Source organism: Motilimonas sp. E26 (genome assembly GCF_021278025.1).
GTDB lineage: Bacteria > Pseudomonadota > Gammaproteobacteria > Enterobacterales > CBDFNC01 > Motilimonas.
This window is the reverse complement of record NZ_JAIBHJ010000006.1, coordinates 154,990-168,007: the sequence shown is the minus strand read 5'-3', so window position 1 is coordinate 168,007 and position 13,018 is coordinate 154,990. Positions and strand designations below refer to the sequence as shown.

Genomic DNA, 13,018 nt, shown 5'->3' with positions numbered 1-13,018 from the left:
ATTAATTACAACTACCTAGATTTTCCCAACTGCTCCAAGCATTGCTAGAACCAGGGGCTAAGTTGGTGCTATACCACGTCGCCTTCCAGCGTTGATTGTTATAACTGACTTCATCACCAGGACCATAAGAAGCTTGGGCGTTCCAGCTCTCGCTGGTGCAGCCATTACCCGGCGCTTGTGTCGGCGTGGTGGTGGGAATGACAGTAGGGGTAACACTTGGGGCCACCGTTGGCGTTGGTGTGGGGGCTAGAGTAGGAGTTGGTGTCGGTAAGGTGCCACCGCTAATTAGCTGCCATGGTCCCCATTGTGATGCACCGGGCTCAACGCCTTTGTTCCACCACTGAGCTTGGTAGACCTCACCTTGGTAGGTAACTTGGTCGCCAGCTTCATAAACCGCAGTGCTCGACCAGGTGTTACCAGCGCCTGATGAAGCAACGTTAATGGTTTTGCTAACACTGTGACTCGCTCCTTGATCATCAGTCACCGTGAGCTTAACGGTATAATTGCCAGCAGCTTGGTAGTTATGGCTAACCACTTGACCATTCGCCAATGAACCATCACCAAGTAACCACTGCCAAGACGTCACCTCACCATCGCTGTCGCTACTGTTATCAACTAAGTTCAAACTTAAGCCTTGGGCCGTACTGGTAAAGTTTGCAACAGGAGGTTGATTGCTGCCACCTTGGCTAGCAACGACTTTAAGCGAAACACCACTGTAATTGTCATAGCCATTGAGCACGATGTAGTAAGTCCCCACTTTGGCATTGGCTATATCACAGCTTTCATTATTACCATTTTTATAAGGACGACAATCTGCATCCGCCCCTGCTGGCACCGCGCCAAATTTCACTAATAGATCAACATCACCACTACCACCTTGTGTCGTAATACTTAGCTGACTGACCATTTCATTGGTAAAGGTAAACACTTGATCTTGCCCTTTCAGACCCGATAAGTTGGTTTTCGCTTGATTGTTAATCAGAACCCTATCTTCATCGGGTTGCGCTTGCACTGTAACCGATTGCTTAAATTGGGCCGATTGGCCTTTACCATCTTGTACCGATAACGTAACTGAATATTGCCCAGCACTGCTAAAATTGTGGCTAACTTGCGCGCCTGATGCGCTGTTCTGATCACCGAAATTCCAGCTATAACTTAAGTCTGCCCCAACCGAGCTTGTGCCATCAAAACGACAGGCTAGTTGATTACAACTGGCGACAAACTTAGCTTCCGGTGCAATCGCTGCATCTGCCACCACAGTGCGACCACTGCTGTCTTGACCAAGGCGATAAACATCACCGATACCATTTGCATTCCAAATACTTAAACCGGTTGGCAATGCTAATGGATCATTCTCTCGCGCCTGTTGACTAAGGGCTTGCGGATTACCCGAAAAGCGTGCAGTGCGGATCCACATTTCCTCGCCTTTCATTTGCACGATCTTAAACTGTGCAAAACTGCTTTGGTCAGCAATCCAAGGCGAGTAACGATCAGCGGGACGTGTTGGGGCTCCCCAGCTACCTTCACCAATAAACACCGTTCCCGCGGTGACTTGCTCCATGTCATTACTCGCAGGCTTCACCGGCCAAGAATACTTCACTAGATGACTATCCGACTCCACTGCTAAGTTCATTTTCTTGTTGTAAAAGTCACTAGCCCATTCAAACATTTTGCTGTTTACGTAGCCTTTGGCAGTGGTACGAGGAAACATTGGCTTATGATATTGACTGATACGCCACTTAGCGCTGCTTCCGGCTCCTGACAAATCACTGCTAAGCCAACTTTTTTGTCGGCTCCACTGAGTTTGATAACCTGAGCTTCGAAATTCTGTGTTTAGGGTATAAACACGCAACTGGTTGCCGCCAACGTTAAAGGCATAATAGGTGTCATCTAACTCACAGCGGCCATTGTTGTTTGCGTCAATACCAAACACCTTACACATAAAGGTATGATCATTGGATTCATGGTTACCGACTGTTGGCACTAACGCAGGAATGGCAAGATAGCTTTTGCCATTCACTACATCTTGACTAAAAGTGCTTTGCCAATCTGTAAGCCACTGAGAGACTTCATGCGCTTCATTACCGTAGGTTAAATCACCACCGAACATAACAAACAATGGCCGAACTTTACTCACCAGTTGGTTACCTGAGCGACGTGTGGATGCGTTACTTCGCGAATCACCACCGGCGACAAAAGTAAAGTCAGATGCAACATTGGCCGCGGTTTTGAATAAATAATTCGGACCACAACCGCTGTCGTCACATACTTTAAAATACACTGTGCTATCAGGCACTAAGTTACTCAAGCGCACGAACTGACTTTCTAATGTTGCATCGAATACATAAGACGCTGATGGGCTTTTACGTTGCCATTTAGTTTCATCTGCATTTTGTCCATATAATACATACGCGTTACTTGATTGGCCTTTTGGTGAAAAACCAATCACAGCATTGCGTGCAGGATCACTATCCCACACCACGCGCACTTGCTCGGTGGCCGCCTGCGCGGTAATACTCATACTGGCCATGACTAACGTAGGCAACATTGCCAAACGAAAACCCTGTTTTTTTCGACTTTGCATCTTACTGCTCCTTGTCTTGATTGTGTTGCTGATTAGCTGAAGAGGAATGACCCTTTACACTGCTCACTAAACGCAGCCATGCCGCCCCACTGGGTTTCAAAAATCCAACTTCTCCTGAGCCAAAATGCACCATGGCTAATTGTTTGTTGTCGTCACTCCAGGTCTGAGTCCAATAAGGTCCTTTAACGGTTAATGGAAACAGGCCAGCGGGTACCAATGGTTGGCCGGGATAGGCAGATGAATTCACTAAACTTGATAACTCATCAAGTTGCGGAACTCGCCAATTTTTGACGCCGCACAATTCCAATTGATTGTATAAGTCCACTAAATCTTGGCTGTCACAAGGCACAAAGCCATCTCCTACCGCACAACTGCCACCCTTTTCGCTACCTTGCGAGCTTTGCCGCTCCCACCATGAATAAGTTGACTTATAATAGTGCGCCCCCTCTTGAGCAGATTTCACCTCCCAAAGTAAGCCAGTTTGTTTATCGAGAACGCAATGCCATGGTCCCGATTTAGGTGAAATGATCTGCCCTTGCTGATGTACCTTAGCGAAGCGTAACTCAGCGCCTTGTGCACTGTTAATCATTGTTACAACTAAAATACAAAGCATTAAAGACTTCATCCTTTTTGCTCCATCACTAGCTGCCAAGGTTGTTGCGAGTAACTGTGGCGAGTTTGGCTCGCGTCAAAGGTCGCCGGCCACAAATACAAGCCATTCACCAAGGGCAAATCGAACTTAGACCCCGTATCACGATTGCGTGCTATCTCTAAACTCCATACACCGTCTTGCCAATGTGCTTTTGCTTGCACATCAGCGCGGTCACCTTCAAAACTATCCATCCATAACACGCTAGGTAAACGGGTGCCAATGGGATAAGTATCTAAATGCTCACTGTAAGGCTGGGTATCCCACCAACTAATGGCAAATTGGTCGCGCTGCTCAAGGCGCTGCCATGCTGCTTGCTTAGGTAAGCGCAACGGTAAAACCTGCTCTTGCTTAAACCATTGCCAGTTCATGCGATAGCCACCTGCTTCTTTTGGATCAGTTTGATAGCCAGCGGTATAGCGAGGACAAAAATCACATGGTGGCGCAGGTTGACCAAAATGATCATCATCAAGCACTGACATATGATTTAACCGCACCGACTTCCATTGCCATACATCTACCATACCCTGCTTCATATAATGGTAACCACGACCGGAGCGCGATGGCGGCGCACCATTGATAGGGGCTGGCCCTAGGTGAATGCTACCTGCTCCGCCGATCCGAGCGGACTCACTCAACATCAGTGCAAATTTATCCTCATAGAACGTGATTTCATCATCAACTTCAAAGCCTTGATGCTCTACCTGCCAACCTTGTGCAGTCTTAACCAAAGGTAAATGCATTAGATCTGCTTTAGCATCAGGCCACTGAAACAAAAAATAGACCACTTCACCATCGTGCATAGACTGCGCAGTAACCGTCACACTGGTTGCTTGATTAGCGCCTTGAGTAACCAATAGCGTCGTTTTTTCAGCCCTATCCCATTCGTTATTAAGTCCATCAATCACAATGTTGTCAGTTGTGCGCAGACTGACTAATTTTGGCGTGATTGCGGGATAGAACAAGAAACAAGTCACAATGACAACAACGCCACCTAACATTGGCAGGCATTCCAATAACGTAGCCCGCTGTGGTAGAAAAATAGGCCAAGTGCGTTTTAGCCCAGCCTGTATTTGCACCACAACATGTAAAGTCACAACTAACATCATCAGTAACGCAATATAGTAATGGCCTTCAAGTAGTAGAAGGTAGCTGAGCCAAGCTGGACTCAAGTAAAGCAGTGTTCCAGAGATAACAGCTAACGGAGTAAGAACGCGAATCAGCTGAATAATCAAATGCCGTGATTTCACCGCACTTAATGGTTTATTGCGAAATAATGCAAATCCGGCGTATCCGATAAGCACAAAAATCCAAAGCAATGCACCAATACCATGCCAAAAATAGACATCACCTTGCGGCATCAACCATTGCGGCATAGGCAAGGCAAACAGGCTGTCTTGCGCTAACCGCAATCCTGAAAAGAAACTCAGAAGTAAAGCAAGTAAGCCAATTAGATGGACGACCACCAAAGGCCAGCTTGTTTTGCGTTTATACACCAACATTTCATCCTTGAGCCTAACGATAAGAAGCATGTAACTGGCTGATTGTCTTATCGCATCTAACAGCCATAACCATTCTATTTAGGTCAAGTTTACATTTGATTAACTTAATTCGGCTGGAACAAAAATGACATTTGGCTCTGAATTCACCAAAAACATAAAATAATAAATTAAAGACATAAAGTATAATAAAAAAGACAAAGAAGAAATAATAAAATCAATTAAATACAACAAGATACAATTAACCAGTAATAATCTAAAGTATCATTATTTACTTTAAAGTGATTAGAAATAGATAGTAAAAAAGCTGATTTTGTTAATTTACGGACAGTTAAAGTCGGAGCAAAATCACAACAAATGAAACGGTCTACAGGCGAATACAGCATGAGGATAACAATTCTACTTGTTAACATTGTTAACAACCACTGATGCCGAAAAACTCAGCTAAGAACAAAAAAGCATACAACCTGAAAGGCACTGCACTTAATGGGCAGTAAAAAGCATGTATTTTTAAGGGTTACTTATGGTGTGACTCTTTTATGGCGACTGTAATTTAGTTACAATCGAGCCATTGTTTGCTCGCGCGAATGCATTTTCGATTAGGTATCTATGACTGTCACAACAAATTCTGAAGCCATCAATGTTCAGACCGATGTCACTCCAGACTTTGGTAAAGTAACCGGAAGAATTCACTCTGTTGAAACCTGTGGTACTGTCGATGGTCCCGGTATTCGTTTCATTATATTCACACAGGGTTGTTTGATGCGTTGCCAGTATTGTCATAACCGTGACACCTGGGATACTGAAGGCGGGAAAGAAACCACAGTGCAAGAGTTGATGGATGATTTAGTTCAATACCGTCACTTTATGAATGCTTCAGGCGGCGGCATTACCGCCTCTGGCGGTGAAGTTATGCTACAGCAAGAGTTTGTGCATGCTTTATTTAGCCAGGCTCAAAAAGAAGGTATCCATACCTGTCTTGATACAAATGGTTTTGTTCGTAAAATGACACCATTGGTCGATGAAGTATTAGACGTCTCTGATCTAGTGATGCTAGACATCAAGCAAATTCATAATGACGCCCACATAGCGTTAACCCATGTCAGTAACAAATACACCCTTGCCTTTGCCAAACACTTAGCACAACGTAACCAAGCAACATGGCTACGTTATGTTATTGTTCCCGGTCATACCGACGACGAGCAATCTGCGCGTGATTTAGGTGAATTCATTAAACCAATGAAAAACATTGAAAAAATCGAACTACTGCCGTATCACGAACTCGGTCGCCATAAGTGGATTGCCATGGGTGAAGAATACCCACTAGAGGGGGTCTCGCCACCCTCTCGAGATGTGATGAATAACATCAAGGCGATTTTAAGTGAATACCATCACAACGTTATTTTTTAGTAATTATGAATAATAGTCCCGCTATTGAATTTACCTTTCTTAGTGGCCTTGCTCTATTGTGCATGATTTTTTTAGTCGCTTGGTGTTTATACCGCACCTCCCCTTTTATCCGTATTACCAGCGACATACAGCAACGTTGTTTAGGCATTGCTGTCGCTTTATTGCCTTTGTGGTTGTTAAAAGCAGGCCTACATCCCGGCTTAGAAATGCATTTTCTTGGTTTATCAGTGGCAACCCTGATGGTTGGCTGGCACTTAAGTTTGTTAGTCGGTGTGGCTAATTTAATACTCCTTGGCATCTGGCAAGGCAGCTCGCCTGCACAACTAACTATTGAAGCTCTTCTTGGCGTTGCACTGCCTATTGCTGTCACCATGGGTGTTTTAACTGGCTACCGACGTTATCTGCCACAGCATTTTTTCATTTATATTTTTGTTTGTGGTTTCTTTGGTGCCGCCTTAGCCATGCTAGGGCGTCATCTTGCTTTGGGGCTATTTTACTTAGTTGATGGCCAGTACCGCGCATCAGCAGTAACAGAGGATTACCTCTACTTGTGGCCTTTACTCCTTTTCCCAGAAGCATTATTAAATGGCATGGCAGTAACCTTAATGGCCACCTATCGGCCACAATGGCTTGCTTCTTTTAAGTATAAAGAACTTAACTAGATAGAAATCACGCCTCACATTTGACTTAAAAATGATATCTAATTCACCATAAAATCAAGCAAATATCTCATTCCAACTTAAGCTAAATATTACAGTGCTAGTTAACAACTAACTAGTTGTATCTATTGTGCAGGATCGAGATATGAAAGTAGCATGGAAAGTCGTTGGGGCATCTTCACTGGTTTTAGCAATTACCATTACTATATTGTCATGGTATCAATACAGTGAAATGACTCAAAACCTTAAAGCCCAATCACACAGCTCTATTCAAGAGTCCAGCACGGCACTAAGCCAGCAAATAACTCATTGGCTCAACGGGAAAATTGATATCATCAATCTCGTGGCTCAAGTTATCGATAGCGATTTTACTTCTGAAAATATCCAAAGGGTGTTTAACAGTCCGTTACTAAAACAAGAATTCCTACTCATATTTGGTGGCTTGGATACAGATGGCAAAGGCATATCTAATGATCCTAGTTGGCAACCCAACGATTGGGATGCCCGTAAACGTCCTTGGTACAACGTAGCAAGAAATAGTCGCGAAGCGGCAATTACTGAGCCCTATGCTGATGCGGTTACCAAAGATATTCTAATATCCGTGGTGGCTAAATTTTCAGATAAAGGCGATTTTAAAGGCGCATTTGGTGGTGATTTAAGCCTAAAAGTAGTTTCTGAAGCTCTTAATACCGTTAATTTTAATGGCTCTGGCTATGCATTTTTGCTCAGTGGGGCAGGAAAGGTAATTTCTCATCCTAATGCGGATTTTAATGGTAAGGACTATAGCCAAGTATTTGGCGGTAAAAAAATCGCTTTGCAACATGGTATTAATGAAGTTGAAGTGAATAATAAAGCGTTGTGGGTTAGCTTTATTCCGCTTGAGGGCTTGAAAGGATTAGATTGGTATCTAGCGGTAGTGGTTGATGAAAATATCGTGATGGCGTCAGCCGATTTGATGGCCTGGCAATCATTATTTGGTGGCGTTATTAGTATAATCATAGGTATAGTGATTATTGGCGGAGTGATGCAATCTATCCTCAAACCCATCGGCTTATTAAGCAGCTCGCTACTAGAAATTAACAGTGGTAATGGCGATTTAACTAAACGTTTACCGGTCATATCCAAAGATGAATTTGGCGAAGTTGCGAATCAATTCAACCTGTTTATTGGCCAACTGCAACAGATGATCACTAACGTCAAATCGATTTCCAATGACATCAGGAAAAGTACCGATTTAACAAGTCAAGAATCGCAAAAGGCAGAGTCAGAGCTGGCAACTCAACTAGCAGAACTGGACCAACTCGCCACCGCGATGAACCAAATGGCATCAAGTGCGGTAGAAGTCGCGAATAGTGCTCAAGTCGCCGCTCAATCGGCACAAACAGCTGACACAGAAACAGCTAATGGCGTGAAAATAGTCTCTAAAGCCAGCCTTTCAATTAAAAACTTGGCCACTGAAATGGATCAAGCAGTCGCAACGGTTGTTGAGCTGGCTAAATACAGTGACAATATCGAATCTATTTTACTAGTCATCACAGGCATTGCTGAACAAACCAACTTACTGGCTCTTAATGCTGCGATTGAAGCCGCTCGTGCAGGTGAAACAGGCCGAGGCTTTGCCGTTGTAGCAGATGAAGTGCGCTCACTTGCCTCACGCACGCAAAAATCAACCAGCGAAATCAAAACCATGATAGAGCAGCTACAATCTGGCGTTAGAGAAGCTGAAACCAAGATTAAACAGAGTCGTGAAATGGCAAATGAGACCTCAGAAGAAGCAGGTAAAGCAAATCAAGCACTCGATGTAATTCGCGCAGCAATAGTGCAAATTAATGATATGAATTTACAGATAGCCGCCGCTGCTGAGCAGCAATCAGCAACCTCTGAAGAGATAAACCGTAACACCACGAATATTCGTGATATTAGTCAAGACGTTTCTAACGGGGCCCTTGAACAAGTTAATCACTGCCAAGCGATGACTCAGCAAGTATCTGAGCAAGATACCCTACTGAGCCAGTTTAAAGTGTAATAATTTACTGTAGTCAGTAACATTGAAGCAACAAGCAAACCTAGGGTCTGCTTAAGCTTAACGCCGCAAAATAAAGTATGTTTTGCGGCAAAATGTCATTTTCAGAGATGACAACGCAAAGCTTATAGGGACATATTCACCGCGTTTTTGCAGGGAAGCATACTATGTTCGCTTATCCAATATTCGGGTTAAGTATATTTAAACACCTAGTTTTTTATCTTTATTACATAAACTTAGCTAATTTATTTAGCACCTTAAGTGCCTTTGTTAAAAATAATCCAGTAAGTCGCGGTAATATTCATTCGTCTCCATTAAACTCGAATGATCGCCTTGGGCAATGATACGCCCTTGCGCCATCACTAAAATTAGGTCCATTTGCTGGAGCATAATCGGTTTATGAGTGATCATCAACAGCGTTTGCTGCTTGGTATTAACATGACTAAATACTTCGGTCATCATTTTCTGCTCTGTTAACCCGTCCAACCCTTTACTTGGCTCGTCTAAAACCAACACATGGCTATCACGTAACAACACTTGAGCAAGCTGTAAACGCTGCTTTTGGCCACCCGATAACCCTGCTCCCGTTTCTCCCAGCCAAGTGTCGATTCCCTGCTCCAATGACGCAATAAAGTCGCCTAACCCCACTTGCTGACACACTTGAACCATATCATCGACGGTCGCATCAGGACTGGCTAAGCGCAGGTTATCCGCAATGGTGGCATTAAATATATGCCCAGCTTGACTCATTAAGGCAATATGTTGACGTAACGTGGTTTTACTAAAGCCATTAATATCTTGATCTGCAATGGTTAGCTGCCCAGTTTTGGTCGGCCAAAAGCCCATTAGTAGGTTAACTAAGGTGGACTTACCCGCCCCACTAGGCCCAATAATCGCTACTTTTTGACCGGGCTGGACGGTAACGTGAATATCCGTTAAGGCGCAGCTTGATTGTTCGGGATAGCTGAAACTAAGGTGATTAAACGCAATCGCACCCGCTTGAATAGCCGCCCCATGATTATCTTGCTTAAAGTTGGGGACAGGCATATCCACTATATCAAATAGCCGCTGTGCACTTGCTAAGGTTTGTGGCAACAACTGACAAGCCAAAGGCAGCGCCATAACCGTTTCAATACTCACTAACATCAATAACGAGAGACTAGCAATATACTCAGGGGCCAGCTGGCCTTGCCCTACTAACGGGATCAGTATAATAAAACTACATAACACCAAAGCGTTAACAAGTAAAAAATTAACTAAATTACTGACACTGTTCTTTTGCTGCAGCGCTAATTCTAATTGCAAAAAACGGCTAGACAGTTGCAACATGCTTTCTTGATAACGCTCCGCCACTTGATACATCACCAATTCTCGTAGCGCAAACATGCCATCCACCAACCCCAATTGCATTTGATTATTGAGATCTAACTTTTTCCGTTGCTGACTGCGAGCCCAATGAAAACTGAGATAAGGCAAACCTAAGCCAAGAATAACTAACACCAGCGCCAATATTAGCGCTAATGACACAGAGAAATAAGCCACTGCCGCACACACCAAAGGTACACTGACCAAAGCAATGATCGCAGGCAATAAGATCCGCAAATAAAAATTATCCAAATTGTCGATGTCTTGCTGCATTCGCGTGAGTAAATCAGCGGACTGAAACTGAACTTGATAGTAAGGCAACAAAGGCTCAAGTTTTTGGTAAAAGTAATAGCGCAACTGCGCCAAAATTCGAAAAGTGGCCTCATGGGTAATCACCCGTTCAGCGTAACGCCCCACAGTACGGACTATGGCTAAAAACCGCACCACTGCGCCGGGTGTAAAATAGTTAATGGACGCCCCTGTCAACCCCGCCATAGCCATGATGGTTAAAAACCACCCCGACACCGCCAGTAAACTAATGTTAGCAAGTAACGCTAACAGTGACAGCAACGCCCCTAGTAACATAAAGCCGAGCTGCGGGCGCATGAGTTCAAGTAAACGAAAGAAGTTACGCATCTTGATGCCCTCCATGAGACTGACTCACATTGACCATAGCATGATAGTTTCCCTGCAAAGCCAGTAGCTGCTGATGTGAGCCTTGCTCAATAATCTGACCTTGAGACATAACAAGAATTTGTTTTGCTTGCTTAACCGTGTGCAGACGGTGAGCAATCACTATCACTAAATGGTCTTTAGCATAGGCTGTGATGGCTTGTAATACTTTTTTTTCACTGTCTTTATCTAAATGGCTGCTCGGCTCATCAAGAATTAATACATCCGGTTGATGGTAAAATGCTCGGGCCAATGCCAGTCGTTGACTTTGACCACCTGATAACCCAAGGCCACCTTCACCTACCGCGGTCTCAAGTTGTGCAGGCTGTTCATTGGCAAAGTCAAATAACCCCGCCTGCTCTAATGCTTCATTGACTTTTGTCGTGTCATAATCGTTAGTTAAAGCGACATTGTAACCAATGCTGCCAAAGAAAATATGTCCTTGTTGCGCAATCCAGCCACAGTGATGCAACCAAGCATCTCTTAAGGCCGGAGTTAACTGCTGACCATTTATTAACACCTGCCCAAAATCGGCTTGATTAAAACCTAATAGAATATCGATTAACGTCGACTTACCCGCGCCACTTTCACCAACAATGGCGTAAATACCGCTCTGTTCAAAAGTAAGATTAATATCCGATAAGGTGCGACTGCGACCAGGGTAAGCATAATTTAGCGACTCGCAAGATAAGGTAAATGGCGCCTTAAATTGAGCAACGTTGGTTGTAGGGTGATCAGACTCAGAAATCTCAGGCTCAGCAAGTAACTTAATCATATCTGCAGCCGCTGCCGCGCCCGCCATTTTAGCGTGGTATTGCGTGCCTAGGTTTCTAAACGGTAAATAAAACTCCGGTGCCAATAGCAATACCCATAGTGCGATAAGGTAGCTGGCTTCGCCATAATACAAACGAAAACCGAAAATTACCGCCACTAAAGCAATGGACACAGATGCAAGAAACTCTAAAAAAAACGAGGACAAGAAAGCCACGCGCAGAATTTTCATAGTTTGACGGCGATAGTCGTCACTAATTTCTCTCACCGCCGCCAGCTCTTGCTTAGCACTATTAAATACTTTTAACTGAGTAAGACCCTGAATAATATCAAGGAAGTGACTACTCATACGCAACAACTTAGCCCAATGTTGCTGATTCATGGCTTCGGCGCGCTTGCCAATCAGAATCATAAAAAAAGGAATAAATGGCGCGGTAAAAAGAAAGATCAGGCCTGCTCCCCAATCAAAGGGAAATACTAGTACCAGCACCGCCAAAGGGATCACTGCGCAATAAGCAACCACAGGCAAATAGCCAGCAAAATAGTCCTGTAACGATTCCACTCCCTGATGCAGTAACTGCGCGAGTGCTGTTTGCCCGTACTGTCGCGTATAAGCCGGTCCCAATGAGACAATTTTTTGCAATAACTCTTGTCGTATCTCTTGCTTTATTTTTGCTGCGCCGCGCTGGCTAAAACGCTCGCTAGCATAACCTAAGCCCGCTCTTAACAGCACCACCAAGCCCAAGGTTGCTAGCCATGGGGTTAAATCATGTAACGATTGCTGCTTAAATATTGCGCCATCGATGATCCATGCTAACAAAGCCATCTGGCCTATCATCACCAAGCCGTTTAGCGAGCCAAATGCAATGGCTTTTGCCAATAAACCTTGGGATTTCGATTTTTGCTGTTTCAGCCAACGATTGGCTAATTTTGTTTCATCAGCATTAAGTTGTTGCGACATGTGAGTATTCCCTTAGAGACAATGAGTTGAAAAACGTTAACAACAAACTGAAACACAGCCAGATACATCATAAAAAATGGGGGGAGTAACATGAATGAGTCAAGGCTCCTTAACTCGTTGTCAAGGAGCCTAGGGCCTGCTGACCTTTCTAGATTGTTTTGCAACGCTTTGTTGAGCAGTATTTGTTTAGAATACTAAACGACACACTGCTCGCCACGCTCAAAACGTTTTTAGACAAGGTGTCCCCGCTCGAACAACAATTAACCGCGAAAGGTCAACAGGCCCTAACAAGGTACTTAATTATCGACGTCTTGGTCTTTTGCCACGTTATCAACATGTTGCTGCATTTCGTACCACATCACGTTAATAATGCCAAAAGCACACGCCAGTAACACACCTAATATCCAACTGAAATACCACATAAA

General features: G+C 44.1%; 9 protein-coding genes. 3 read left to right on the top strand and 6 right to left on the bottom strand.

The genetic code is table 11. The annotated features are described in order from the left end of the window. Position 1 precedes the first annotated feature (1 nt). The 3 genes from K1M91_RS21365 to K1M91_RS07705 are packed head-to-tail and all read right to left on the bottom strand — an operon-like array spanning position 2 to position 4,735. Positions 2-2,584 carry a PKD domain-containing protein gene (locus K1M91_RS21365; RefSeq protein ID WP_282561102.1) on the bottom strand — a complete coding sequence of 861 codons (2,583 nt, stop codon included), beginning with the start codon at positions 2,582-2,584 and terminating at the stop codon, positions 2-4. Position 2,585: 1 nt separating this feature from the next. Continuing rightward, positions 2,586-3,209: a DUF1566 domain-containing protein gene (locus tag K1M91_RS07710; RefSeq protein WP_232801162.1), complete on the bottom strand. Its 624-nt coding sequence runs from the start codon at positions 3,207-3,209 to the stop codon at positions 2,586-2,588. Continuing rightward, on the bottom strand, positions 3,206-4,735 hold the full coding sequence (locus K1M91_RS07705) for an ethylbenzene dehydrogenase-related protein (protein ID WP_232801161.1): 1,530 nt from the start codon (positions 4,733-4,735) through the stop codon (positions 3,206-3,208). Before K1M91_RS07705 ends, K1M91_RS07710 begins: the two co-directional genes overlap by 4 nt. Before the next feature lie 606 nt (positions 4,736-5,341). On the opposite strand from K1M91_RS07705, the gene pflA reads away from it, so the two are divergent. The 3 genes from pflA (at position 5,342) to K1M91_RS07690 (ending at position 8,827) form a co-directional block, all read left to right on the top strand. Then, entirely contained in the window at positions 5,342-6,142 is an 801-nt protein-coding gene (gene pflA, locus K1M91_RS07700) for a pyruvate formate lyase 1-activating protein (protein WP_232801160.1), read from the top strand. Between the two features lie 5 nt (positions 6,143-6,147). Beyond that, the gene (locus K1M91_RS07695) at positions 6,148-6,804 is read left to right on the top strand and encodes an energy-coupling factor ABC transporter permease (protein ID WP_232801159.1); all 657 of its coding nucleotides are present in this window, start codon (positions 6,148-6,150) and stop codon (positions 6,802-6,804) included. Between the two features lie 142 nt (positions 6,805-6,946). Next, positions 6,947-8,827: a methyl-accepting chemotaxis protein gene (locus tag K1M91_RS07690; RefSeq protein ID WP_232801158.1), complete on the top strand. Its 1,881-nt coding sequence runs from the start codon at positions 6,947-6,949 to the stop codon at positions 8,825-8,827. Between the two features lie 267 nt (positions 8,828-9,094). On the opposite strand, the gene cydC is transcribed toward K1M91_RS07690, so the two are convergent. From cydC to cydX, 3 genes are all read right to left on the bottom strand, one after another. Next, on the bottom strand, positions 9,095-10,825 hold the full coding sequence (gene cydC / locus K1M91_RS07685) for a thiol reductant ABC exporter subunit CydC (RefSeq protein ID WP_232801157.1): 1,731 nt from the start codon (positions 10,823-10,825) through the stop codon (positions 9,095-9,097). Next, positions 10,818-12,593, bottom strand: coding sequence for a thiol reductant ABC exporter subunit CydD (gene cydD / locus K1M91_RS07680; protein WP_232801156.1), 1,776 nt, complete (start codon positions 12,591-12,593; stop codon positions 10,818-10,820). Before cydD ends, cydC begins: the two co-directional genes overlap by 8 nt. 296 nt (positions 12,594-12,889) lie before the next feature. Then, complete coding sequence (gene cydX / locus K1M91_RS07675; protein WP_232801155.1) at positions 12,890-13,015, bottom strand: cytochrome bd-I oxidase subunit CydX; 126 nt, start codon at positions 13,013-13,015, stop codon at positions 12,890-12,892. Between the last annotated feature and the right edge of the window lie 3 nt (positions 13,016-13,018).